At 54.0% G+C, this 23,565-nt stretch carries 23 protein-coding genes; 12 read left to right on the plus strand and 11 right to left on the minus strand.

All coding sequences use genetic code 11. From position 1 onward, the window contains the following. The first annotated feature begins 58 nt into the window (after nucleotides 1-58). Nucleotides 59-1,096 carry a glycosyltransferase gene (locus OGY15_RS11685; protein ID WP_151224005.1) on the plus strand — a complete coding sequence of 346 codons (1,038 nt, stop codon included), beginning with the start codon at nucleotides 59-61 and terminating at the stop codon, nucleotides 1,094-1,096. Here OGY15_RS11685 and OGY15_RS11690 read toward each other — a convergent pair whose 3' ends face one another. The 3 genes from OGY15_RS11690 to gpmM are packed head-to-tail and all read right to left on the minus strand — an operon-like array spanning nucleotide 1,097 to nucleotide 4,870. Continuing rightward, the gene (locus OGY15_RS11690) at nucleotides 1,097-2,029 is read right to left on the minus strand and encodes a divergent polysaccharide deacetylase family protein (RefSeq protein ID WP_151217005.1); all 933 of its coding nucleotides are present in this window, start codon (nucleotides 2,027-2,029) and stop codon (nucleotides 1,097-1,099) included. Between the two features lie 3 nt (nucleotides 2,030-2,032). Further along, nucleotides 2,033-3,292 carry a murein hydrolase activator EnvC gene (gene envC, locus OGY15_RS11695; RefSeq protein WP_286539493.1) on the minus strand — a complete coding sequence of 420 codons (1,260 nt, stop codon included), beginning with the start codon at nucleotides 3,290-3,292 and terminating at the stop codon, nucleotides 2,033-2,035. 33 nt (nucleotides 3,293-3,325) lie between these two features. Then, nucleotides 3,326-4,870 (minus strand): 2,3-bisphosphoglycerate-independent phosphoglycerate mutase, encoded by a 1,545-nt coding sequence (gene gpmM, locus OGY15_RS11700; RefSeq protein WP_040231588.1) that lies wholly within the window; start codon nucleotides 4,868-4,870, stop codon nucleotides 3,326-3,328. Nucleotides 4,871-5,119: 249 nt separating this feature from the next. Here gpmM and OGY15_RS11705 point away from each other — a divergent pair, with 249 nt between their 5' ends. The 5 genes from OGY15_RS11705 to cysE all read left to right on the plus strand — a co-directional run bounded on the left by OGY15_RS11705 (nucleotide 5,120) and on the right by cysE (nucleotide 8,287). Next, complete coding sequence (locus OGY15_RS11705) at nucleotides 5,120-5,551, plus strand: rhodanese-like domain-containing protein (protein WP_005120473.1); 432 nt, start codon at nucleotides 5,120-5,122, stop codon at nucleotides 5,549-5,551. Nucleotides 5,552-5,601: 50 nt separating this feature from the next. Further along, nucleotides 5,602-5,853 carry a glutaredoxin 3 gene (gene grxC, locus OGY15_RS11710; protein ID WP_003024152.1) on the plus strand — a complete coding sequence of 84 codons (252 nt, stop codon included), beginning with the start codon at nucleotides 5,602-5,604 and terminating at the stop codon, nucleotides 5,851-5,853. A gap of 47 nt (nucleotides 5,854-5,900) precedes the next feature. Further along, entirely contained in the window at nucleotides 5,901-6,368 is a 468-nt protein-coding gene (secB, locus tag OGY15_RS11715) for a protein-export chaperone SecB (protein ID WP_003024155.1), read from the plus strand. Beyond that, nucleotides 6,368-7,387 (plus strand): NAD(P)H-dependent glycerol-3-phosphate dehydrogenase, encoded by a 1,020-nt coding sequence (gene gpsA / locus OGY15_RS11720; RefSeq protein WP_252838567.1) that lies wholly within the window; start codon nucleotides 6,368-6,370, stop codon nucleotides 7,385-7,387. The genes secB and gpsA overlap by 1 nt, the downstream gene beginning before the upstream one ends. A gap of 78 nt (nucleotides 7,388-7,465) precedes the next feature. Beyond that, on the plus strand, nucleotides 7,466-8,287 hold the full coding sequence (cysE, locus tag OGY15_RS11725; protein WP_151216999.1) for a serine O-acetyltransferase: 822 nt from the start codon (nucleotides 7,466-7,468) through the stop codon (nucleotides 8,285-8,287). 161 nt (nucleotides 8,288-8,448) lie between these two features. On the opposite strand, the gene trmL is transcribed toward cysE, so the two are convergent. The 5 genes from trmL to OGY15_RS11750 all read right to left on the minus strand — a co-directional run bounded on the left by trmL (nucleotide 8,449) and on the right by OGY15_RS11750 (nucleotide 13,212). Continuing rightward, entirely contained in the window at nucleotides 8,449-8,922 is a 474-nt protein-coding gene (trmL, locus tag OGY15_RS11730; RefSeq protein WP_151216997.1) for a tRNA (uridine(34)/cytosine(34)/5-carboxymethylaminomethyluridine(34)-2'-O)-methyltransferase TrmL, read from the minus strand. A 49-nt stretch (nucleotides 8,923-8,971) separates the two neighbouring features. Then, entirely contained in the window at nucleotides 8,972-10,162 is a 1,191-nt protein-coding gene (gene lldD / locus OGY15_RS11735) for an FMN-dependent L-lactate dehydrogenase LldD (protein ID WP_286539272.1), read from the minus strand. Then, nucleotides 10,159-10,935 carry a transcriptional regulator LldR gene (gene lldR, locus OGY15_RS11740; protein WP_151216993.1) on the minus strand — a complete coding sequence of 259 codons (777 nt, stop codon included), beginning with the start codon at nucleotides 10,933-10,935 and terminating at the stop codon, nucleotides 10,159-10,161. The genes lldD and lldR overlap by 4 nt, the downstream gene beginning before the upstream one ends. Next, nucleotides 10,932-12,587, minus strand: coding sequence for an L-lactate permease (lldP, locus tag OGY15_RS11745; RefSeq protein WP_151216992.1), 1,656 nt, complete (start codon nucleotides 12,585-12,587; stop codon nucleotides 10,932-10,934). Before lldP ends, lldR begins: the two co-directional genes overlap by 4 nt. 262 nt (nucleotides 12,588-12,849) lie before the next feature. Further along, nucleotides 12,850-13,212, minus strand: coding sequence for a YibL family ribosome-associated protein (locus OGY15_RS11750; RefSeq protein ID WP_151216990.1), 363 nt, complete (start codon nucleotides 13,210-13,212; stop codon nucleotides 12,850-12,852). Between the two features lie 292 nt (nucleotides 13,213-13,504). On the opposite strand from OGY15_RS11750, the gene OGY15_RS11755 reads away from it, so the two are divergent. Then, complete coding sequence (locus OGY15_RS11755; RefSeq protein WP_151216988.1) at nucleotides 13,505-13,711, plus strand: hypothetical protein; 207 nt, start codon at nucleotides 13,505-13,507, stop codon at nucleotides 13,709-13,711. Nucleotides 13,712-13,723: 12 nt separating this feature from the next. On the opposite strand, the gene mtlR is transcribed toward OGY15_RS11755, so the two are convergent. From mtlR to mtlA, 3 genes are all read right to left on the minus strand, one after another. After that, the gene (gene mtlR, locus OGY15_RS11760; protein WP_151216987.1) at nucleotides 13,724-14,314 is read right to left on the minus strand and encodes a mannitol operon repressor MtlR; all 591 of its coding nucleotides are present in this window, start codon (nucleotides 14,312-14,314) and stop codon (nucleotides 13,724-13,726) included. Further along, on the minus strand, nucleotides 14,311-15,459 hold the full coding sequence (mtlD, locus tag OGY15_RS11765) for a mannitol-1-phosphate 5-dehydrogenase (RefSeq protein ID WP_210904139.1): 1,149 nt from the start codon (nucleotides 15,457-15,459) through the stop codon (nucleotides 14,311-14,313). The genes mtlR and mtlD overlap by 4 nt, the downstream gene beginning before the upstream one ends. 139 nt (nucleotides 15,460-15,598) lie before the next feature. Beyond that, a complete protein-coding gene (mtlA, locus tag OGY15_RS11770) occupies nucleotides 15,599-17,512 on the minus strand; it encodes a PTS mannitol transporter subunit IICBA (protein ID WP_151216986.1) in 1,914 nt (637 codons plus the stop codon). Between the two features lie 533 nt (nucleotides 17,513-18,045). On the opposite strand from mtlA, the gene OGY15_RS11775 reads away from it, so the two are divergent. The 5 genes from OGY15_RS11775 to selB all read left to right on the plus strand — a co-directional run bounded on the left by OGY15_RS11775 (nucleotide 18,046) and on the right by selB (nucleotide 23,558). After that, nucleotides 18,046-18,408: a DUF3302 domain-containing protein gene (locus tag OGY15_RS11775; RefSeq protein ID WP_151216985.1), complete on the plus strand. Its 363-nt coding sequence runs from the start codon at nucleotides 18,046-18,048 to the stop codon at nucleotides 18,406-18,408. Nucleotides 18,409-18,410: 2 nt separating this feature from the next. Further along, nucleotides 18,411-19,547: an HlyD family secretion protein gene (locus OGY15_RS11780; RefSeq protein WP_151216984.1), complete on the plus strand. Its 1,137-nt coding sequence runs from the start codon at nucleotides 18,411-18,413 to the stop codon at nucleotides 19,545-19,547. Nucleotides 19,548-19,617: 70 nt separating this feature from the next. Beyond that, a complete protein-coding gene (locus tag OGY15_RS11785) occupies nucleotides 19,618-20,226 on the plus strand; it encodes a glutathione S-transferase (protein WP_075145483.1) in 609 nt (202 codons plus the stop codon). Nucleotides 20,227-20,325: 99 nt separating this feature from the next. Continuing rightward, nucleotides 20,326-21,717, plus strand: a complete 1,392-nt coding sequence (gene selA / locus OGY15_RS11790; protein ID WP_286539279.1) for an L-seryl-tRNA(Sec) selenium transferase — start codon at nucleotides 20,326-20,328, stop codon at nucleotides 21,715-21,717. Then, entirely contained in the window at nucleotides 21,714-23,558 is a 1,845-nt protein-coding gene (selB, locus tag OGY15_RS11795; RefSeq protein ID WP_151216978.1) for a selenocysteine-specific translation elongation factor, read from the plus strand. The genes selA and selB overlap by 4 nt, the downstream gene beginning before the upstream one ends. The last annotated feature ends 7 nt before the right edge of the window (nucleotides 23,559-23,565 follow it).

A 23,565-nucleotide genomic window follows, 5' to 3' on the forward strand; every position in this document is an offset into this window, starting at 1 on the left:
ATCTGCCGCTTAATATGCTAAAAAGTGCCGATTACTCTATTGTCTGGCTGGATTTGATATGACCTATACCCCTGGTCTCCTGAGCGTCATTATGCCCCTGTACAACACGGGTGAACCGTTCATTGCGTGTATGGATTCGCTGATTGCGCAAACCTGGAAGAACCTCGAGATCATCATTGTGAATGATGGTTCTACGGATAACTCAGCGGAGCTTGCTCAGTCTTATGCGGATCGTTATCCGCACGTGCATCTGTTGCACCAGCGCAATGGTGGGGTATCTGCGGCGCGTAATACCGGTATGGAAGTCGCCAGGGGCGAGTACATCGCATACGTAGACGGCGATGATATTGCCTATCCGGAAATGTATGAAACGCTGATGAATATGGCGTTGAAAGATAATCTGGACGTTGCGCAGTGCAATGCTGATTGGTGTATTGCGGAAACCGGCCACACATGGGCATCTATTCCTACCGATCGAATTCGTTCTACCGGCGTGATGACCGGGCCGGACTGGTTACGCAAAGCGTTAGCCAGTCGCCGTTGGCGGCACGTTGTCTGGATGGGCGTATACCGTCATCAGACCATTCGCGACGCCGGACTGACTTTCCTGTCCGGTCTGCACCACCAGGATATTATCTGGACGACGGAGTTTATGTTTAACGCCAAACGTGCGCGTTACACGGAAGTCCCGCTTTACAAATACTTCCTGCACGGTGCGTCCGTCAGTCGTCTGCCGCGTACCGGAGAGAAGAACCTGGCTTACCAGCGCCACTACATCAAAATTACCCGTCTGCTGGATAAGATGAATCATGATTACGCCGGACGCATTCCCATTTACCCCGAGTTCAAACAGCAGGTGATTTATGAAGCGCTACGCGTTTGTCATTGCATCCGTAAAGAGCCGGATGAAAAAATCCGCCAGCGTATGATTGCCGAGGTTTTCGTGTCGGGTATGTTCAAGCGCATGGTGAGCAATATTTGCAGCGTTAAGCTGGGTTATCAGGTGCTATTGTGGGCCATCCGCTTTAGTCAGTGGCGCGATAAATCACTGACGCCGCGCCGCCTGGCCCATTTAACGCTGGATATTAAAGACTAATTATTGCCAGCCCTGCCACTGCAGGCGCATGTACTGCACCAGCGTGCTTTGGGTGATGCTTTCACCGAGCACACTGAAGAAGCGGCTGTTGTAAACCGGCTCTATCGGTTTCTTCGGTTTGCACAAATTTACACCGCGGAAAGGGTTACGCGGCGTATCTGGCGTACCGTTCTTCGGCGATGTGAAGTTTGGTCTGGACGTATCCACCTGTGGTTCATTGAGCAGGCTGCTTGGGCGAACCAGTGTGATGTCCGCTGGCAAGTTATAAAGCATCTGCTGCAGAACACGAACCGTCGAAGGGTGTGGGTGCCCAATGGCAATTGCTGAGCCGTTGCGGCGCGCAAGCTCGACGGCACGATTGAACTGACGGCGAATGTCGGCTTCGTTTTGCGTATCATCGAGGAAGACTTTGCGTTTGATGACCTTCACGCCAGTTCCTGATGCTGCGCGCATTGCCTGACTGTTGCCGATGGTCATGCTGTCCAGAAAGTAGAGATCGTAGCGCTCCAGTGCCTGCATCACCTTCTGCATGCCGAACAGGCTGGAGGTCATCGCGCTGCCCATATGGTTGTTCAGTCCGACCGCATTCGGTACTTTGCTGACCGCGTCGCGAATAATTCGCTCAATCTCTTCGCTGCTCATTTCCGGGCGCAAAGTATCTTTCTCTAATGGCTGCTTGCTCAGTGGCGCCATCGGCAGGTGGATCAACACTTCATGCCCGCTGTTATGCGCTTTAGTCGCCATTTCACGCGCATGTGGCGCGTTTGGCAGAACGGCAACAGAGACTGTGGAAGGCATCGCCAGCACCTGATTTTCAGTGTGCGGACGGTAGCCGAAATCATCAATGACGATGGCGAGTTTGCCAGCAAATACAGGTGTTGCGAAGGCCAGCAGGCTGGCGAGAGAGAGTACCAGACGACGAAAATGAGGCAAAACTTATCTTCCCAACCACGGCTGTGGATTGACCGCCTGACCCTGGCGACGAATTTCGAAATAGAGTGCTGGCCTGCCCTGACCGCCGCTGCTACCCACAAGTGCAATAGGTTGCCCGGCGCGAACCTGTGTACCGACGCTGACCAGCGCGCTCTGGTTATAACCGTACAGGCTCATATCGCCTTTACCGTGCTCAACGACCACCACCAGGCCATAGCCCTGCAGCCAGTCCGCGAGAATGACGCGACCATCGGCAATAGCTTTAACTTCGGTGCCTTCGGATGCGCCAATAACCATCCCCTTCCAACGTAGCTCACCCTGCAGCTGTTCGCCATAGCGATGTAGCGTTGGACCACGAACGGGCCAGAATGCCTGGCCGCGCGGCGAACCTAAACCACCGGTACGCGACATCAGAGATTTTTCGCTTTCGGTTGGCTTGTAGGTTGAGCCTTTTCGTGACGCATCCTGCTGCTTATCGCGTACGGCTTGCGCCTCGCGGGCTTCACGTTCTGCGCGTGCTTTGGCTGCGGCTTCGGCGCGAGCAATGCTGTTGCGCAGGCGTGATTCGTTGGCGCGCATTTCGCCCAGTTGCTGCTGACCTTGTTGAATCGATGATTCCAGACCCGAGAGCGTTTTCTTGCGTTCATTACGCGCCTGCTCCAGTTTAGCCTGCTGGGCGCGCTGTTCGTACAGTAACGTCTGCTGTTCGCTTTGCTTATCTTCCAGCTCGGCTTTTTGCGAGTCGACCTCTTCGCGGGTTTGTTTCAGCTGCGCGATAGTTTCTTGCCTCGCCTGGTTCAGGTAGCCGAAATAGGCCTGTAGACGTTGCCCGCGCTGGCTCTCTTCACCGCTTAGGATGAGCTGAATGCCGGTGTGTTCGCCCTGACGAAATGCTGCATCGAGCTGGGCTGCCAGGCTGCGTTCTTGTGCGGCCCGCTGTTTTTCCAGCTTCGCGAGTGCGGCGTTCATCTCAGCGATTTGCGCATTCAACTGCGCCAGTGAGTTTTGTGTTTCGCGCAGTTGCCTTGCGGCCACGGCGATAGCCTGTTCCTGAGCTTTTAGTTGAGCGAGGAGGGTGGAGCGTTGTTGTTGCTGTTGGCGTACCGCGCGTTCTTTTGCCGCGATATCAGCCTGAATAGATTTAAGCTGATCGCGTTCGTCCGCGTGGGCGGTAAAGGCGCACAGCAATACGCCAGCGCTAAGCGCGCTGGCGTAGAACAAGGGCCTGACTGAAAACTTACGCAGTTTCACGGCCCGAGTGATGGTATTAATCGCCTTTCCCCTCATGGGGAGGGATTATTCCACGATGAACAGCGGCTTACCAGTCATCTCTTGCGGGATTTCCATACCCATCAGCGTCAGCATGGTCGGGGCGATATCAGAAAGTTTGCCGCCTTCAACTGCTTTGACGTTTTTGCCACCGACATAAATCAGCGGAACGGGCAGGTTGGTGTGCGCAGTATGCGCCTGACCGGTGGACGGATCGCGCATTTGCTCTGCGTTACCATGGTCTGCAGTGATCAACAACTGGCCGCCAACAGATTCAACCGCTTTAGCCACCTGCTCAACGCAGTGATCCAGCGCTTCAACCGCTTTAACCGCTGCTTCCATCACCCCGGTGTGACCCACCATATCGCCGTTCGGGTAGTTACAAATGATAGTGTCGTATTTCCCACTCTCAATCGCAGCAACCAGTTTTTCGGTCAGCTCAGCAGAGCTCATTTCCGGCTGCAGATCGTAGGTCGCGACTTTCGGTGAGTTGATCAGAATACGGTCTTCGCCTTTGAACGGCTCTTCTACACCGCCGTTAAAGAAGAAGGTCACGTGCGCGTATTTTTCGGTTTCGGAAATACGCAACTGCGTTTTGTCGTTCTTCGCCATCCACTCGCCAAGGGTGTTGGCCAGAGATGCTGGTGGGTAAGCAACCGCAGTTTTGATGTCGGCCGCGTATTCGGTCAGCATCACAAAGTTGAGGTTAACGACTTTCTTACGGGCGAAACCGTCGAAGTCAGCGTTAACAAACGCACGGGTGATTTCACGCGCACGGTCAGCACGGAAGTTCATGAAAATCAGCGTATCACCGTCTTCCATGGCAGCTTCAGCCTGGCCTTCAGCACGGATCACGGTGGCTTTAACGAATTCGTCGTTTTCGTCACGGGCATAAGCCGCCTGCAGACCTTCAACAGCTGTAGCGAACTGGAATTCGCCTTTTGCCAGCGTCATCAGGTCATAAGCCTGCTCCACGCGATCCCAACGGTTGTCGCGGTCCATAGCGTAGTAACGACCGATGATGGACGCTACGCGACCTTTGCCCAGTGCGGCAAATTTCTCTTCGAATTTCTGCAGGGAATGTTCAGCGCTGCGCGGCGGGGTATCACGGCCATCAAGGAAAGCGTGCAGATAGATTTTCTCAGCACCGCGTTCAGCGGCCATTTCTACCATCGCCATGATGTGATCTTCGTGGCTGTGAACGCCGCCAGCAGAGAGCAGACCCATGATGTGTACCGCTTTACCGCTATTTTTTGCCTGGTCGACCGCATCGGTCAGCACCGGGTTGGCGAAGAATGTACGTTCTTTGATTTCAACATCCAGACGGGTCAGGTCCTGATAAACGATGCGGCCCGCGCCCAGGTTGACGTGACCCACTTCGGAGTTGCCCATCTGGCGATCGGGCAGACCGACTTCCAGACCAGACGCATCAATCAAGGTATGCGGACGTTTTGCCCACAGAGCATCCATTACCGGGGTTTTGGCATTAAAGATGGCGTTATCCTGGCTGTCTTCACGATAGCCATAGCCATCCAGAATCACCAGTACCATAGGTTTTTTAGAAACCGACATTGCGACAACCTCACACTCAATAGATAAAAAATAATTGCATAATTTTACTACAGCTGAATCGATAAAGTAGCCCCCGAAGATCAAATAATGGGGGATCGCGTGCCAGGGTGAACACTGATTTACATTTTTTTTTCCGTAGCGCCCCGCAAAAATGCAATCCAATGCACGCTCTGGCTGTATTTGCGCCAACGCGCAGGTATACTCCTTTCCTGGTTTTTTTAATCACTGAGTCGGGAGTTGTTACCCCCCATGCAAGAAATTATGCAATTTGTTAGTCGCCACCCTGTCTTGAGTATCGCCTGGATTGCGTTACTGGCGGCTGTATTGTTTACCACGTTTAAGAGCCTGACCTCAAAAGTGAAGGTGATTACGCGCGGCGAAGCTACACGTCTCATCAATAAAGAAGACGCCGTTATCGTCGATTTACGTCAGCGCGACGACTTCCGCAAAGGTCATATCGCAGGCTCTACTAACCTGCTGCCGAGCGAAATCAAAGCCAACAATTTTGGCGAGCTGGAAAAACACAAAAACAAACCTGTTATTGTGGTTGATGGCTCTGGTATGCAGTGCCAGGATTCAGCAACTGCGCTGATTAAAGCCGGTTTTGAGCAGGTATCTGTACTGAAAGACGGCGTAGCGGGCTGGAGTGGTGAGAATCTGCCACTGGTTCGCGGCAAGTAATTTACCCGCCGTTTTTATCCTGCAGGGTAAAAGAACACTGGAGATAAGTCATGGCCAATATTGAGATCTATACCAAAGCAACCTGCCCGTTTTGCCATCGTGCAAAAGCGCTGTTGAACAGCAAGGGGGTGAGTTTCCAGGAACTTCCGATTGACGGCGATGCCGTGAAGCGTGAAGAGATGATCAAGCGCAGTGGCCGTACAACGGTTCCACAGATTTTTATTGATGCACAGCACATTGGTGGTTGTGACGACTTGTATGCGTTGGATGCTCGTGGTGGACTTGATCCCCTGCTGCGTTAAGGCGTACGGATAGTATTTAAAGGACAACACTAAAGGGTTTTCTCAACATGTCAGAACAAAATAACACTGAAATGGCTTTCCAGATCCAACGTATTTATACCAAGGATGTATCTTTCGAAGCGCCAAATGCACCGCATGTTTTCCAGAAAGATTGGCAGCCAGAGGTTAAACTTGATCTTGATACCGCCTCTACCCAACTGGCAGATGATGTGTATGAAGTAGTGCTGCGTGTCACCGTAACGGCTTCCCTGGGTGAAGAAACCGCGTTCCTGTGCGAAGTTCAGCAGGGCGGTATTTTCTCCATCAGTGGTATTGAAGGGACTCAGATGGCGCATTGCCTTGGCGCATACTGCCCGAACATTCTGTTCCCGTATGCTCGTGAATGCATCACCAGCCTGGTTTCACGCGGTACATTCCCGCAACTGAACCTTGCGCCGGTCAACTTTGATGCGCTGTTCATGAACTATTTACAGCAGCAGGCTGGCGAAGGTACTGAAGAACATCAGGATGCCTGATGAACCAAAGTAATGCTTCAATGACTGTGATTGGTGCCGGCTCGTACGGCACCGCTCTTGCCATCACCCTGGCAAGAAATGGCCATCAGGTTGTCCTGTGGGGCCATGATCCGAAACATATCGCGACCCTTGAGCACGATCGCTGCAACGTCGCGTTCCTTCCTGATGTGCCTTTTCCTGACACACTGCGCCTGGAAAGTGATTTAGCCACTGCGCTGGCCGCCAGTCGTAATATTCTGGTGGTGGTGCCGAGCCACGTCTTTGGCGAAGTGCTGCGTAACATCAAACCGCTGATGCGTCCTGACGCGAGGCTGGTCTGGGCGACAAAAGGTCTGGAAGCGGAAACGGGACGTCTGCTGCAGGACGTCGCACGCGAAGCGCTGGGGGATGCTATTCCACTGGCGGTCATCTCCGGTCCGACGTTCGCCAAAGAGCTGGCAGCAGGTATGCCGACGGCGATCTCTCTGGCCTCGACGGACGACACCTTTGCTGACGATCTCCAGCAGTTGCTGCACTGCGGCAAAAGCTTTCGCGTTTACAGCAACCCGGATTTCATTGGCGTGCAGCTTGGCGGCGCGGTGAAAAACGTCATTGCGATTGGTGCGGGGATGTCTGACGGCATCGGTTTTGGCGCGAATGCGCGTACCGCATTGATCACCCGTGGACTGACCGAAATGTCTCGCCTTGGCGCGGCGCTGGGTGCCGATCCTGCCACCTTTATGGGGATGGCGGGTTTAGGCGATTTGGTGCTGACCTGTACCGACAACCAGTCGCGTAACCGTCGTTTTGGCATGATGCTCGGCCAGGGTATGGACGTGCAGGGTGCGCAGGACAAGATTGGTCAGGTGGTTGAAGGCTACCGCAATACGAAAGAAGTTCGTGAATTGGCGCACCGTTTTGGTGTTGAGATGCCAATAACCGAGGAAATTTATCAAGTATTGTATTGCGGAAAAAATGCGCGCGAGGCAGCATTGACGTTATTAGGTCGTGCGCGCAAGGACGAGCGAAGCAGCCACTAGCCGTAAGGAACCGTTTCAATCTAACGACCCGACCCGCGTAGAACGGGTTGGTCGTTTTGCTACCTTCTGGAGTATGCAATGCCGTGTGAAGAACTGGATATCGTCTGGAAAAACATTAAAGCGGAAGCCCGGGCACTGGCGGAATGTGAGCCAATGCTAGCCAGTTTTTACCACGCAACGCTGCTCAAGCATGAAAACCTCGGCAGTGCGCTGAGTTATATGCTGGCGAATAAACTCGCTTCTCCGATCATGCCTGCCATTGCGATTCGAGAAGTCGTGGAAGAGGCCTACGCGGCCGATCCTGAAATGATTGCTTCGGCGGCTTGTGATATTCAGGCGGTGCGCACGCGTGACCCGGCCGTCGATAAATATTCCACCCCACTTCTTTATCTGAAGGGTTTTCACGCGCTTCAGGCCTATCGTATCGGTCACTGGCTGTGGCACCAGGGGCGTCAGGCGCTGGCGATCTTTCTGCAAAATCAGGTGTCCGTTAGCTTTCAGGTAGACATTCACCCGGCGGCAAAAATTGGCCGGGGGATTATGCTCGATCACGCCACCGGTATTGTGGTCGGTGAAACTGCGGTGATTGAAAACGACGTCTCTATTTTGCAATCCGTCACGCTTGGCGGGACCGGTAAATCCGGCGGTGACCGACATCCTAAAATTCGTGAAGGTGTGATGATTGGTGCGGGAGCAAAAATTCTCGGCAATATTGAAGTCGGGCGTGGCGCAAAGATTGGCGCAGGTTCCGTCGTTTTACAGCCTGTTCCCCCGCATACGACTGCCGCAGGCGTTCCGGCGCGCATCGTCGGCAAGCCTGACAGCGATAAGCCGTCTATGGATATGGATCAGCATTTCAACGGGATACATCATACGTTCGAGTATGGCGATGGCATCTGATTTCGAGCTATCTTACTTGTCATCTTGAACCAGGACTGTGCTCGCCATCCTCACGTACTGCGCGCAGTCCATGTTCAACCTGACTGCGCCGATAACGCTCGAAAAGTAAACGTTAAATTCTGCCGTAGGTCGGATAAGGCGTTAGCCGCACCCGACACAAATCAACTACGCAATACCGCGCCAGGATAACCTAACTGGCGCCAGGCTTCATACACCACTACCGACACCGCGTTAGACAGGTTCATGCTGCGACTGTCCGGCATCATCGGAATACGAATTTTTTGTTCGGCTGGTAACGCGTCGAGAATGCTGGCTGGCAGACCGCGTGTTTCCGGGCCAAACATCAGATAATCGCCATCCTGATAGTTTACTGCGCTATGCGCTGGCGTACCTTTGGTGGTCAGGGCAAACAGACGTTGCGGATTTTCTGCGGCGACGAAAGTGGCATAATCAGGGTGGCGCAGCACGGCGGTAAATTCATGGTAATCCAGCCCTGCGCGACGCAGGCGCTTGTCGTCCCAGGTAAAGCCCATTGGCTCAATAATATGCAGACGAAAGCCGGTATTGGCGCAAAGACGGATAATATTGCCGGTATTTGGCGGGATTTCTGGTTCGAACAAAACGATGTTAAGCATACTGCCCCCTTAATAACGGGGGGCAGAATAACAGATATTTAATTCACCCTCACGCGGCATCACCCTGGACCAGAGGAGCCAATGCGGCAGGCAGGCTCTTGCCCAGTTCCTGTACCAGCGAATCGCGGCTGATTTCGCTAATGGTTTTCGCACCGGTCAGGGTCATTGCCACCTTCATCTCTTTCTCGATCAGGTTCAGCAGATTCGCCACACCGGCCTGGCCGTGGGTTGCCAGCGCGTACAGGTAAGCACGGCCCAGCAGCACGCTATCCGCACCCAGCGCAATCATGCGCACCACGTCCAGACCGTTGCGGATCCCGCTGTCGGCCAGAATCGCGATATCGCCTTTTACCGCATCGGCAATGGCGGGCAGCGCGCGGGCGGAAGAAAGCACGCCATCTAGCTGGCGCCCACCGTGGTTGGAAACCACAATCCCGTCGGCGCCAAAGCGCACGGCGTCGCGGGCATCTTCTGGATCGAGGATCCCTTTGATCACCATCGGGCCATCCCAGAACTCACGGATCCACTCGAGGTCTTTCCAGGAGATGGACGGATCGAAGTTATTCGCCAGCCAACCGATGTAATCCTCAAGGCCGGTGGGCTTGCCAAGATACGTCGAAATATTGCCTAAATCATGCGGCCGACCGTTCAGGCCAACGTCCCATGCCCATTGTGGATGGGTAACTGCCTGCCAGTAACGACGCAGTGCCGCATTTGGTCCGCTCATACCTGAATGAGCGTCACGATAGCGTGCGCCGGGCGTGGGCATATCGACGGTAAAAACCAGCGTGGAGCAGCCTGCGGCTTTGGCGCGTTCCAGGGCGTTACGCATAAAGCCGCGATCGCGCAGGACGTAAAGCTGGAACCACATCGGACGCTTGATGGTCGGGGCGACTTCTTCAATTGGGCAGACGGATACCGTCGAAAGCGTAAATGGTATGCCTTTGGCATCAGCGGCGGCGGCAGCCTGAACTTCGCCCCTGCGTGCGTACATGCCGCACAAACCGACAGGCGCGAGGGCTACTGGCATCGACAGTTTTTCGTTAAACAGGGTGGTTTCCAGACTAAGATCTGACATGTTCTTCAGCACGCGCTGGCGTAGTGCTACCTCTGATAAATCTTCCACGTTACGGCGCAGGGTATGCTCCGCGTACGCCCCACCGTCAATGTAGTGGAACAGGAAAGGAGGTAGAATGCGCTGGGCTGCGGCGCGGTAATCGCTGGCTGCTGAAATAATCATGTGTTGTTCTCCCTGCTAATTTCATTATGGTCACCGGGCAGACGGGTGATACGCGCCTGGCGGGCCTGGTCTTCATCAAAGCGTTTAATGGTGGTATGGACAAAACTGAGATGCGCCATCATTGCCTTTCGCGCGCCGTCGGCGTCCCCAGCGACAATCGCGTCCAGCACAGCAAGGTGTTGTTCTGTGAGCTGTGAAAACACCGGCGGCACCAGATACATACGTTGGCGACTCTGTTTTACCGAAGACTGCAATACGTCGAAGAAACCACGCATGGTTTGTAGCAACACCACGTTATGCGAGGCTTCAGCGATGGCAAGGTGAAAGCGAACGTCTGCTTGTGAAGCGAGATCCGGATCTTCACTTTGTGTGGCCTCGAAACAGAGCCTGATTTTCTCTTTGTCGGCGGCCGTGGCGCGCATGGCGGCGTGCCAGGCGGTGCTGGCCTCGATGGCGTGGCGGGCTTCGAGAATATCGAAGCTGTAATCAGGGTCGTCCGCCATCAGGCTTTTCAGTGGCTGGACAATGTTTTGTTCGGACCACGGTTCATGCTGCCAACGGATAAACGTCCCGCCGCCACGACGGCTAATCAGCACGCCTTCACTTACCAGCTTGGCTAACGCCTCGCGCAGTGAGTTACGGGATACGCCGAGCTGTATGGCCAGTTGGCGCTCAGCGGGCAATTTCATGCCCGCCTCCAGCTGTTGTTCTTTAATCAGCGCCCGCACACGAGATGCGACCTCGTCTGACAGGCGTCTGGGCATCACTATCATGGAATCATCCAGGTTAAGACATAGGCCTGCAGCGTGGTGATCACACCCACCATACAGGTGAAAATAAGGCTGTGTTTCACGGTAAAGCGGAACAGGTCAGATTCTTTACCCACCAGCCCCACGGCCGCACAGGCGATGGCGATTGACTGCGGGGAGATCATCTTACCGGTCACGCCACCGGTGGTATTCGCCGCAACCAGCAGTACATCAGAGACGCCAATTTGCTGAGCTGCCGTTGCCTGCAGAGCCGCGAACAGTGCGTTTGATGAGGTGTCTGAACCGGTCAGGAATACCCCCAGCCAGCCGAGGAACGGCGAGAAGAAGGTAAAGGCGTGGCCGGTGTGCGCCAGCGCCAATGCCAGCGTTGAAGACAGCCCCGAGTAGTTAGAGATAAACGCGAATGCCAGTACCATTCCGATGGAGTAGATGGGCAGCGCCAGCTCTTTTAGCGTGCTGCCAAAGGTTTGCAGAGCGGCAGACGGCTTCATTTTCAGCCAGACGATTGACAGCAGCGCGGCAAACAGAATGGCGGTACCGGTTGCCGAGAACCAGTCGAACTTGTACACCGCCGCGTAGGCTGTGGCTTCGTGTACCACCGGCGGCATGCGGGCTACCAGTTTGTCGAGGAATGGGACCGGAATATTGACCACCCAGTGGTACATCGTGCCGCCAGGGGCAAACAGCGCTTTAAACGGCGGGATGCTCCACAGTGTGACGGTGGCGGTCAGGAACAGGAATGGAGACCAGGCGCGAACCACCTGTCCAACGGTATAACGGGTGCGAGTCAGCGTCTGATCAACCTGGGAAGCGCCCATGTCGCCAAAGCGGAAGATGCGCACTGGCTGCCAGCGTTTCAGGAACAGCGTCAGGCAGACCAGAGAAACCAGAGAAGAGATGATGTCCGGTAGTTCCGGCCCGATAAAGTTCGAGCTGAGGTACTGCGCGATAGCAAACGAACCACCAGCGACCATTACCGCAGGCCAGGTCTCTTTCACGCCGCGCCAGCCGTCCATAATCGCCATGATCCAGAACAGTACGATAATCGTCAGGAACGGCAACTGGCGACCCACCATCTGGCCGATTTCAAAGCTGTCCAGCCCGGTGACCTGACCGGCAACCAGAATTGGAATACCCATTGCACCAAACGCCACCGGCGCAGTGTTCACAATCAGGCATAACCCTGCCGCATACAGCGGGTTAAAGCCGAGGCCAACCAGCAACGCAGCGGTAATTGCGACGGGCGCACCAAAACCAGCGGCACCTTCCAGAAACGCCCCAAAACAGAAGCCCACGATGATCATTTGCAGACGTTGGTCAGGAGTGATGGAGAGAATCGACGAACGGATAATGTCGAACTGCCCGGTTTTTACCGAGATTTTATAGACGAATACCGCGGCGATAATGATCCAGGCAATCGGCCACAGACCATAGAAGAAACCGTACACCACAGAAGCCAGCGCGTGATCGACCGGCATTTTGTAGAACAATAAGGCGACCGACAATGCGATCACCACCGTCCACGATGCCGCAACATAGCCTTTCAGCTTGAGCTTAATCAGCGCGAAGAAAAAGAACAGAATAGGTAGCGAGGCAATCAGGCTTGAAAGCCAGATGTTACCGGCCGGGTCGTAGTTTTGTTGCCAGAGATTCATTGCAGGTCTCCTGGGGGCCGCTGACATAATGCAATGAGTCTGTGCTCATCTCTTCGTCACATTATGTGTAAAAGTGGCCCTGCCAATATTGTTGTGTAGGGGTAATGACAATGAATGGTTAATCAAATGTTATTTGTTGGCAACGGTAATGTACGCACATTTTAATGAAATGTGAGGTGTTGGTAGGATCTGACTGAAATTGGTAGGGCCAATTGCGAGGGGAAGCGAAGAACCGGGCAAGCGAGTGTTGCCCGGTGGCAGACTAGAACTCGTTTTTCGCGAAGCCCGTCATCTCTTTCAGGCCCATTTCACGGCCAAGTTCGGTCATCGGGTGAACGACGATCAGGCCGCGCACGCTCTTCTTCAGCTTGCCCATGTCGGCCTGTTCTTTTTTGGTGATGGCACGACGGAACGGGAGTTTGCTGAGCTTCTGCGCTTCTTTGCTCAGCTTCTGGCCGTGCACTTCACGCAGTCGTGCGATCTCAGTTTCCAGTGTTTCTTTCTCTTGCTCAAGCTCGGCATATTTGTCGGCGGCTTCAACCAGGGACAGGTCAGCCTGCTGGTGGCGGATTGCGTCAAGACGATCGCTCAGGCGTTTAATTTCGTTTTTTTCGACTTCTTTCATAGGATAGCTTCTGATAAAAATAGGATGAATATCCTATAGTATGCGCGCAGAGCGGGATTATTCACAACTCATCGAAGATAAATAATCAAATGCTGTAAGTATTATTCAGCTAATGGTAATGCTACTTTTTTGATTAATAAGGAACTTTAAGCGATAAGATTGGCTATGGCGCTTTTTGTTGGCAGGTTTATAGCGAAGCACGTTTTCCTCAATATAATCGCCCAACCGATCCTAAACTTAAATGAGCAACCGCACAGGCTGGGTGCGGTTAATACATGGAGGAGGGAAGATTATGGCGAAAATAGGTGAGAACGTTTCGGCTTTAATTGATAAGACGGTCGATTTTATGGCTTCTAGCCAGGCTTTTCGCGAATATTTGAATAAAACACCGCCGCGCGACGTAGTCCCTTCTGAAATACCACAGGAGAACGCGCAGCTGTATCTGCAACGTCTGGCGTACTATCGGCAGCTGTATCGACCGCAGCAGGAAGAGAAGTAAGCCGGCAGGCTCTTATTTTTGAAAGGCTTTTTTTAAGCTGATTTTAGAAATCAGCTCGGTCAGGGAAAGTACCATCGTGGAGCGCACCATTTGCTGGTAGCGCTGGATCTGCATAGCGTGCAAACCTGAGTCTGAGGTATCAAACTGTGGCGGCGGCGGGAGTGCCGCCACGCAGTGAAGTTCGCCAAACGGACCAAGAATCTCGTCGTCGGTGAACGCGTATTCATTGCCGTCATGGTTTAACTCTTCCCGCAGCGCCATCAGCAGTTCCGCATCTTCATACTCCGGGCGGCTGAGTACGCCCAGACCGTAAATGAGTTTCAGACGAACGGAAAGATCGCCCAGCGGTCCATCGCCGTCAAGCAACGGTTCTACAGCATATTTTACCGCATAGTCATCTTTGCGAAATACCTGAAGCACAAGGATATTCACCGCCTCGGTGAGCAGTTCTACGGCGGTGATGAGGAAGCTGCGTACGGTTTTGCCAGCATTCAGACGCTCAAGCACACGATTTTCAAAGGCCTGCGTTTGTTCCATTATTGCCTGCATATCTGACAATCTGTCATTTGGGCGCAGGCTGACCTGCGCCACATTCTCAATCATTTGGTCGCGTTATATGCGTTAACCGCCTCCGCCACCACATCACTATTGGCATCCAGACCGGAAACCTGCGCCAGCGCGGCCTGCGGACCTTTTTCGTCAATCAGCGCGGCCAGTTCCTGTGCCTGCGGATCTTCTTCACTGCGATAATGCATCGCTGCTGCAATACCGGTGACCAGATTCGCGTGCGGCAGGCCGTACTCCAGCGTGCCCAGCAGCGGTTTAATCAGACGGTCGCCCGCGCTCAGTTTACGCAGTGGCTGACGGCCAACGCGCTCAACGTCATCTTTCAGATACGGGTTTTCAAAGCGACCGAGGATTTTCTGAATATATGCTGCATGTTTTGCCGCATCAAAGCCATAGCGTTTGATCAGTACCGCGCCGCTCTCTTCCATCGCACCTTTAACCACTGCACGGATTTTCTCGTCGAGAATCGCGTCACGGATGGTCTGATGACCGGTCAATTTTCCGAGGTACGCGGTTATAGCATGCCCGGTGTTCAGCGTGAAGAGTTTACGTTCGACAAATGCCATCAGGTTATCAGTTAATTCCATTCCCGGGATGTTTGGCAGTTCGCCTTTGAATTGCGTTTTGTCGACAATCCACTCACTGAAGGTTTCGACGGTGACTTCCAGCGGATCGTTGGTTGCAGAAGCTGAAGGGGGAACGATGCGATCTACGGCGGAATCGACGAAGCCAACATGTTCTTCAACCCAGGCTTTGTCTTCATCTGCCAGCGCGTTCATGACGTGGCCTTTCAACTGGGTTGTTCCGCGCACCATGTTCTCACAGGCGATGATATTCAGCGGAGCCACGATACCCTGCGCTTTGCGTTTCACCAGCCCTTTGGCGATGGCCGGAGCGATACGCTCAAGCACGACCGGACCGACGGCGGTGGTGATTAAATCTACCTGAGCAATCAGGTCGACGACATCATCGCCGATACTGCTTACGGCGTTGACGCCGGAAACGGTATCAACCTGCTCGTTTTCACCGACCACATGAACCTGATAGCTATGACGGGCATTCAGGGCATCGAGCACGACCTGGTTTACATCCGCGAACGTCAGCTGTATCCCCGCGTCCGCCAGCAGTTTGCCGATAAAGCCACGACCGATATTACCTGCGCCAAAATGTAATGCTTTCATAGTATTAACCTTCATTAATGTTTTTTACCCAAGAGGGCTGGGGTGAGGGACTGCATAGATTTCCCCTCACCCAAACCCTCTCCCTTGCGGGAGAGGAAACCGTAGGCCCGATTAGCGTAGCGCCATCGGGCAACGGGGTTTACTTACGACCAGCCAGCAGCTCCAGAACTTCATCCACGCTGGTGGTATGGGCCAGACGTTCGATCACGGATTCGTCATCCAGCGCGTTAGTCAGACTGGTGATCACCTGGATGTGCTCGTTGTTACGTGCAGCGATACCAATGACCAGGCGGGCGATATCGTCTTCTTCTTCACCGAAACGTACGCCTTCTGGATACTGGCAGAATACCACGCCGGTTTTCAGCACGCGGTCTTTGGCTTCAACCGTACCGTGCGGTACAGCGATGGACTCGCCGAGGTAAGTTGGGGTCAGTTTTTCGCGGTCCAGCATCGCCTCGACGTACTCTGGCTCAACGTAGCCGCCTTTCACCAATTGCTCACCGGCAAAGCGAATCGCTTCTTCTTTGTTGGTGGCTTTACGGCCAAGGAAGATATTCTCCGCACCCAGTTTGAACAGGTGGGTATCACCCTCTTCAAAGCTGTCTTTCAGGTGATCGCGGACTTTCTCTTCGTTCACGTTGTGGCGCTGCGCAGCGACCAAACGTTCGGTCAGATTGGAGTACAGACCGCTGTCGAGGAAGTTGGTCAGCGAAATGTGCTGTGCCTGCGGAACCTGGCGCATAGCGCGTTCGGTCAGGTCACGGTGGGTAATGACCAGATCCACATCCGGCGGCAGATTGTTGATCGCGCTATTGGTGACAGAAATCTGAGACAGACCGGCATCCTGCACTTTCTTACGCAGTACGCCCGCACCCATGGCGCTGGAACCCATGCCGGCATCGCAGGCAACAATGATTTTACGCACATGGCTCAGGTCGTTGGTAACGTCACCCGCTGCCAGCTGAGATGCGCCTTTGGATTCCGCTTTCATGTCGTTCATACGACGGGTTGCGGCTTCAATGTCATCTTCTTCTTTCACTTTGCTGGTTTTCAGCAGAATGGCTGAGACCACAAAGGAGACCGCCATTGCAGCACAGATAGCTGCGATGTTAGCGAAGTAAGCACCCTTCGGCGTCATTGCCAGTACAGCCAGAATAGAACCCGGAGAGGCCGGAGATACCAGACCGCCGTTCAGGATAGTCAGTGTAAATACGCCAGTCATACCGCCGAGAATAACGGCCAGGATCAGACGCGGGTTCATCAGCACGTACGGGAAGTAAATTTCGTGGATACCACCCAGGAAGTGGATGATAGCCGCGCCGCCTGCAGACTGTTTAGCGCTGCCGCGACCGAAGAACATGTATGCCAGCAGAACGCCCATACCCGGACCCGGGTTAGCTTCAATCAGGAAGAAGATGGATTTGCCCATCTCATGGGACTGCTGAATACCCAACGGTGAGAAAATACCGTGGTTGATAGCGTTGTTGAGGAACAGGATTTTCGCCGGTTCAACGAAGATTGACGCCAGCGGCAGCATGTCATGGACAACCATGAAGTTAACGCCTGCCGCCAGGATTTTGGACAGTGCTTCAACCAATGGGCCAATGCCAAGGAATGCCAGAATGGCGAGGATCATCCCGATGATGCCAGCGGAGAAGTTATTCACCAGCATTTCGAAACCGGACTTGATCTTACCGTCTACCCAGCCATCGAAATGTTTGATAGCCCAGCCGCCCAGCGGACCTGCGATCATCGCGCCGAGGAACATCGGCATATCCGCACCGACGATAACGCCCATGGTGGTGATAGCACCGACCACACCGCCACGCTCGCCGCCAACCAGCTTACCACCGGTATAACCGATCAACAGCGGCAGCAGATAGGTGATCATTGGGCCGACCAGCTTCGCCAGCGTTTCGTTCGGCAACCACCCTGTCGGAATGAATAATGCGGTGATAATACCCCACGCGATAAACGCGCCGATATTTGGCATCACCATGTTGCTGAGGAATCGACCAAAGCTTTGCACCTTGATCTTAATATCGGATGACATAAAAACACCCCTTCTTATGTTTGCTGTCGCGCAGGCTAAAAGCCCGAGGTTTGTTAATGTAGCGGCAGGAGGTAGCCGGACCCTGTAGATACTGCGAAATCTGGCACTGAATCGTTCAACTGTCCAGTCGACGACTTTTAGTGTGATCAATGTCACGTAAATATAGGGTTTACGGTATTACTTAATGTGATTTTGATCACAAATTGTCAGTATAAAAAAACATCATTACGCAAGAATGCGCTGAAAAAGACACTTAAATGTGAACTTGTTCACGTTTTTGCTTTGGCTGTTTGTTGGGTATTTGTGATCTGCTTCGCAATAAATATTTGCCTGGATTTCTCCTGGTGTGATCTGGCGCGGATTCTGTTTCATCATCCATTTCTTGTTGCTACCTCGCGAGCCGTCAACCTGCAAATTTTTACCCTGATGGGATGGCGAAAATGACTAACTGCAATTATGTTCAAATTACCAGCCATGACTCCTTTCGGCTGCCTGCAATTGAAAGCTCTGATTAGCGTGAATACGAGGCGGGTATGTTTCTAAACTATTTCGCGTTAGGTGTGCTGATCTTCGTTTTTCTGGTTCTGTTTTACGGAATCATCGCTATCCATGATATTCCCTATAACATGGCTAAGAAGCGCAATCATCCCCATGCCGATGCCATTCATACGGCGGGCTGGGTGAGCCTTTTTACACTGCATGTGATTTGGCCGTTCCTGTGGATTTGGGCCACGCTCTATCAGCCAGAACGAGGCTGGGGGATGCAGTCACACATTACGCCAACCGGAAAGGAACCTGACCCTGAAGTTGCCGCGCTGGCTACGCGCATCACCCAGTTGGAAAAAAGACTGGATGGGGAGAAAAAAGACGATAACTCCACCTTTCCGGAGATTTGATCATGGATTTGTTGATTGTCCTGACTTACGTGGCATTTGCCTGGGCCATCTTTAAAATATTCCGTATTCCTGTAAACCAATGGACGCTTGCCACCGCCGCATTAGGTGGAGTGTTTATTGTGGCGGGACTCATCTTATTAATGAACTATAACCATCCGTATACCTTTACGGCGCAAAAGGCGGTTATTTCAATTCCTCTAACCCCGCAGGTCACTGGAATTGTGAGTGAGGTGACAGATAAAAATAATCAGCTAATTAAAAAAGGCGAGGTGTTATTTAAACTCGATCCCGTGCGTTATCAAGCGCGAGTGGATCGACTGCAGGCTGATCTTGTTACCGCCACGCACAACATCGACAATTTGAAAGCCCAACTTTCTGAAGCCGTCGCCAATACTACCCGCGTTTCCGCTGAACGCGATCGTCTGTATAAAGATTATCAACGCTATTTGAAGGGCAGCCAGGCGAAGGTTAATCCCTTCTCTGAAAGCGATATCGACAACGCGCGGCAGAACTACCTGGCACAGGATGCGCTGGTAAAAGGCTCCGTTGCCGAGCAGACGCAGATTCAGAGCCAGTTAGACAGTATGGTCAACGGGGAGCAATCTCAGGTTGCGTCTCTGCGCGCTCAGCTCGCTGAAGCCAAATACAATCTTGAGCAGACTATCGTCCGTGCCCCCAGCAACGGCTATGTTACGCAGGTGCTGATTCGGCCCGGGACCTACGCCGCCGCGCTGCCTCTGCGCCCGGTGATGGTGTTTATTCCGGAACAGAAGCGGCAAATCGTGGCGCAATTCCGTCAGAATTCGTTGTTGCGTCTTAAACCGGGTGATGAAGCGGAAGTGGTCTTCAACGCGCTGCCAGGCCAGGTATTCTCCGGCAAGCTCACCAGCATTCTGCCGGTTGTGCCGGGCGGTTCTTATCAGGCCCAGGGAGCATTGCAGTCTCTGACTGTGGTGCCGGGTACCGATGGCGTGCTGGCCACGATTGAGCTGGATCCCAATGGCGATGTGGATGCGCTGCCGGACGGTATCTATGCTCAGGTGGCGGTCTATTCCGACCATTTCGCTCACGTTTCAGTGATGCGTAAAGTGCTGCTGCGCATGACCAGCTGGATGCATTACCTTTATTTGGATCATTGAGATCGTCATCACCTGCCATTTACGGCGACCTGAGCCATACTGATATTTTTGTTGGCAAAAAGGACCCGGCATGAAACTCATTGGCAGCTATACCAGCCCTTTTGTGCGTAAAATTTCTATTCTGTTACTGGAAAAGGGTATCACCTTCGAATTTGTGAATGAACTTCCTTATAACGCGGATAGCGGCGTGGCGCGTTATAACCCGCTAGGAAAAGTGCCCGCGTTAGTCACCGATGAGGGTGAGTACTGGTTTGACTCTCCGATCATCGCAGAATACATAGAGCTGCTGGATATTGCGCCAGCCATGCTGCCGCGTGAACCGTTAGCGGCACTCAAAGTTCGTCAACTGGAAGCGCTGGCCGACGGTATTATGGATGCGGGATTAGTCTCGGTACGCGAGCAGGCTCGCCCCGCCGCGCAGCAGTCAGAAACCGAACTGTTACGCCAGCGAGAGAAAATTACCCGTAGTCTGGATATGCTGGAAGGCTATCTGGCGGACGGTACGCTGAAAACGGATACGGTTAACCTGGCTACCATCGCGATTGCTTGTGCCGTCGGTTATCTCAATTTCCGTCGGGTCGCACCCGGCTGGTGTGTGGACCGCCCGCGTCTGGTCAAACTGGTGGAAACGCTCTTTCAACGCGAAAGTTTTGCCCGCACAGAACCGCCAAAGGCTTGATGTGCATGTATGTCCGCCTGAGCAAAGTCACGGTACAATCCTCCCTATATCGATAGCCCTCTCCACGGTGGAGAGGGCCACCAACAGCCAGGCCCTTTCATGACAACCGACATGCGTTCACTCTACAGCCAGCTTCCCGCTATCGATCGTTTATTGCGCGATAGCGCCTTCCCAGCCTTACGTGAGTCTCACGGTCATACCCGGGTGGTTGACCTGCTGCGTCATATGCTCGACGAAGCCCGAGAAGCGATTCGCGACACGCACGTGCTCCCGGCATGGTGTGAGGACTGGGCGCAAGAAGCGAGCGCCCGTCTGGAACGAGAATCGCGAAGCGCGTTGCGTCCGGTGATTAATCTCACTGGAACGGTGCTGCATACCAATCTTGGGCGCGCGTCGCAGGCCGAAGATGCGATCGAGGCGGTGGTGCAAGCAATGCGCACGCCGGTGACGCTGGAATATAGCCTGGATGATGCCGGACGTGGACATCGGGATCGGGCGCTGGCGGATCTACTCTGCCGTCTGACGGGGGCGGAGGATGCCTGTATCGTCAATAACAATGCGGCAGCGGTTTTACTGATGCTGGCCGCCACGGCTAACGGTAAAGAGGTGGTCGTTTCGCGCGGTGAGCTGGTGGAAATTGGCGGCGCGTTTCGTATTCCGGATGTGATGTGTCAGGCCGGATGTTTTCTGCGCGAAGTCGGTACTACCAACCGGACCCATGAGAAAGATTACCGTCAGGCGGTGAATGAAAACACCGGTCTGCTGATGAAAGTCCATACCAGTAATTACAGCATAGAAGGCTTTACGAAGTCGGTGGATGAGGCTGAGCTGGCCGCCATTGGTCAGGAACTGGATGTGCCGGTAGTGGCGGATCTCGGCAGCGGCTCGCTGGTCGATCTCAGCCAGTATGGATTGCCACAGGAACCGATGCCGCAACAGCTGATTGCCGCTGGAGTGAGTCTGGTGAGCTTCTCTGGGGATAAACTGCTGGGCGGGCCGCAGGCCGGGATTATCGTCGGTAAAAAAGAGATGATCGCTCGTTTACAGAGTCATCCGCTGAAACGCGCATTACGGGCTGATAAAATGACGCTGGCAGCGCTGGAAGCGACGCTGCGGCTCTACCTGCACCCGGAAGCGCTGGCGCAGAAGTTGCCGACGTTACGCCAACTCACTCGCTCGCAGGAGGCTGTCCACGCGCAGGCACAACAATTACAGGCGCGGCTTGCTGAGCATTACGGCGATGAATTTGCCCTGAACGTCATGCCTTGCCTGTCGCAAATTGGCAGCGGCTCGCTACCGGTTGATAGGCTGCCCAGCGCAGCATTAACCTTTACCCCCCATGACGGGCGCGGTAGCCGCCTCGACGCACTGGCCGCCCGCTGGCGTGCGCTGCCCGTGCCGATCATTGGCCGAATTTATGATGGCCGTATGTGGCTGGATCTGCGCTGCCTTGAAGACGAGACCCGGTTTATGGAGATGATGCTGAAATGATTATTGCAACCGCCGGACACGTTGACCACGGAAAAACAACGTTATTACAGGCGATTACCGGCGTGAACGCCGACCGTCTGCCGGAAGAAAAAAAACGCGGCATGACCATCGATCTCGGCTATGCCTACTGGCCGCAGCCGGACGGGCGGATACTGGGATTTATCGATGTGCCCGGACACGAAAAGTTTCTGTCTAACATGCTGGCGGGTGTTGGCGGCATCGACCATGCGCTGCTGGTGGTGGCGTGTGATGACGGCGTGATGGCGCAAACGCGTGAGCATTTGCAAATTCTGCAGTTGACGGGCAATCCTCAGATCACCGTGGCGCTCACCAAGGCCGATCGCGTGGATGAAGCTCGCATCAAGGCGGTGCGTGCCGAGGTGCACACCACACTTGAGAACTATGGCTTCGCGGATGCGGTTCTGTTTGTGACGGCCGCCAGTGAAGGCCGTGGAATCGAAGAACTACGCGATCATTTGCTGCAATTGACGTCGCGTGAGCATGCCTGCGATCGCAGCTTTCGCCTGGCGATTGACCGTGCCTTTACGGTTAAAGGTGCGGGGCTGGTGGTGACCGGGACGGCGCTTAGCGGTGAAGTGAATGTCGGTGACACGTTGTGGCTCACCGGCGTCAACAAACCGATGCGCGTACGTAGTCTGCATGCGCAAAATCACGCCACCGATCGCGCACAGGCGGGGCAACGTATTGCGCTGAATATTGCCGGTGATGCGCAAAAAGAAGAACTTAACCGCGGCGACTGGCTGCTTTCTGATGCGCCGCCAGAGGCGTTTACCCGCGTGATTGTCTCTTTAGAACATGCGGCACCGCTGATGCAGTGGCAACCTCTGCATATTCACCACGCTGCCAGCCACGTTACCGGGAGAATCTCGCTGCTTGAAGGGACGCTGGCGGAACTGGTGTTTGATACGCCGCTCTGGCTCGCCGATAACGATCGTCTGGTGCTGCGCGATATTTCGGCCCGCACGACGCTGGCTGGCGCCCGCGTGGTAACGCTCAATCCGCCGCGTCGCGGGAAGCGTAAGCCGGAGTATTTACAATGGCTGGCGGCGCTGGAGAAGTCGCAAAGTGACGGTGACGCCCTGGCTCTACATCTGACGCGTGGAGCGGTGAATATTCCCGACTTCGCATGGGCGCGTCAGCTCAACGGTAACGGCATGCGTCCGTTGATTGAGCAGCATGGCTTTATTCAGGCGGGATACAGTCTGTTGGATGCCACCGTTGCCGCACGCTGGCAGCGCAAAATCCTCGATACGCTGGCGACTTACCACGACCAGCACCGTGATGAGCCAGGACCTGGGCGCGAACGCCTGCGCCGGATGGCTTTACCAATGGAAGACGAAGCACTGGTGCTGCTGCTGATTGAAAAGATGCGTGAGAGCGGCGTCATCCATAGTCATCATGGCTGGCTGCATTTGCCCGATCATAAGGCCGGTTTTAGCGATGAGCAGCAGGCTATCTGGCAAAAAGTAGAATCACTTTTTGGTGATGAGCCATGGTGGGTACGCGATCTGGCAAAACAGACCGGTACGGATGAGCAGATAATGCGTATGGCGTTACGGCAAGCGGCGCAGCAAGGCATCATCACCGCGATCGTTAAAGATCGCTATTACCGTAACGATCGGATTGTGGCCTTTGCCAATATGATCCGCGAGCTGGATCAGGAGAAAGGATCGACCTGTGCTGCCGATTTTCGCGACAGGCTTAACGTTGGACGAAAATTGGCTATTCAGATTCTGGAATATTTTGACCGCATTGGTTTTACGCGTCGTCGGGGAAATGATCATTTATTACGCGATGCATTACTGTTCCCTGAAAAGTAATGAAACA

This window comes from Citrobacter sp. Cu231 (assembly GCF_030332265.1).
In the GTDB taxonomy this organism is placed as follows: Bacteria; Pseudomonadota; Gammaproteobacteria; order Enterobacterales; family Enterobacteriaceae; genus Citrobacter; species Citrobacter meridianamericanus.

Excerpts from the sequence above, each read along its gene's own strand:
- OGY15_RS11685 (WP_151224005.1), top strand. The coding sequence starts at position 59 with ATGACCTATACCCCTGGTCTCCTGAGCGTCATTATGCCCCTGTACAAC.
- gpmM (WP_040231588.1), bottom strand. The coding sequence starts at position 4,870 with ATGTCGGTTTCTAAAAAACCTATGGTACTGGTGATTCTGGATGGCTAT.
- OGY15_RS11705 (WP_005120473.1), top strand. The coding sequence starts at position 5,120 with ATGCAAGAAATTATGCAATTTGTTAGTCGCCACCCTGTCTTGAGTATC.
- grxC (WP_003024152.1), top strand. The coding sequence starts at position 5,602 with ATGGCCAATATTGAGATCTATACCAAAGCAACCTGCCCGTTTTGCCAT.
- secB (WP_003024155.1), top strand. The coding sequence starts at position 5,901 with ATGTCAGAACAAAATAACACTGAAATGGCTTTCCAGATCCAACGTATT.
- gpsA (WP_252838567.1), top strand. The coding sequence starts at position 6,368 with ATGAACCAAAGTAATGCTTCAATGACTGTGATTGGTGCCGGCTCGTAC.
- cysE (WP_151216999.1), top strand. The coding sequence starts at position 7,466 with ATGCCGTGTGAAGAACTGGATATCGTCTGGAAAAACATTAAAGCGGAA.
- trmL (WP_151216997.1), bottom strand. The coding sequence starts at position 8,922 with ATGCTTAACATCGTTTTGTTCGAACCAGAAATCCCGCCAAATACCGGC.
- lldD (WP_286539272.1), bottom strand. The coding sequence starts at position 10,162 with ATGATTATTTCAGCAGCCAGCGATTACCGCGCCGCAGCCCAGCGCATT.
- lldR (WP_151216993.1), bottom strand. The coding sequence starts at position 10,935 with ATGATAGTGATGCCCAGACGCCTGTCAGACGAGGTCGCATCTCGTGTG.
- lldP (WP_151216992.1), bottom strand. The coding sequence starts at position 12,587 with ATGAATCTCTGGCAACAAAACTACGACCCGGCCGGTAACATCTGGCTT.
- OGY15_RS11750 (WP_151216990.1), bottom strand. The coding sequence starts at position 13,212 with ATGAAAGAAGTCGAAAAAAACGAAATTAAACGCCTGAGCGATCGTCTT.
- OGY15_RS11755 (WP_151216988.1), top strand. The coding sequence starts at position 13,505 with ATGGCGAAAATAGGTGAGAACGTTTCGGCTTTAATTGATAAGACGGTC.
- mtlR (WP_151216987.1), bottom strand. The coding sequence starts at position 14,314 with ATGATTGAGAATGTGGCGCAGGTCAGCCTGCGCCCAAATGACAGATTG.
- mtlD (WP_210904139.1), bottom strand. The coding sequence starts at position 15,459 with ATGAAAGCATTACATTTTGGCGCAGGTAATATCGGTCGTGGCTTTATC.
- mtlA (WP_151216986.1), bottom strand. The coding sequence starts at position 17,512 with ATGTCATCCGATATTAAGATCAAGGTGCAAAGCTTTGGTCGATTCCTC.
- OGY15_RS11775 (WP_151216985.1), top strand. The coding sequence starts at position 18,046 with ATGTTTCTAAACTATTTCGCGTTAGGTGTGCTGATCTTCGTTTTTCTG.
- OGY15_RS11780 (WP_151216984.1), top strand. The coding sequence starts at position 18,411 with ATGGATTTGTTGATTGTCCTGACTTACGTGGCATTTGCCTGGGCCATC.
- OGY15_RS11785 (WP_075145483.1), top strand. The coding sequence starts at position 19,618 with ATGAAACTCATTGGCAGCTATACCAGCCCTTTTGTGCGTAAAATTTCT.
- selA (WP_286539279.1), top strand. The coding sequence starts at position 20,326 with ATGACAACCGACATGCGTTCACTCTACAGCCAGCTTCCCGCTATCGAT.
- selB (WP_151216978.1), top strand. The coding sequence starts at position 21,714 with ATGATTATTGCAACCGCCGGACACGTTGACCACGGAAAAACAACGTTA.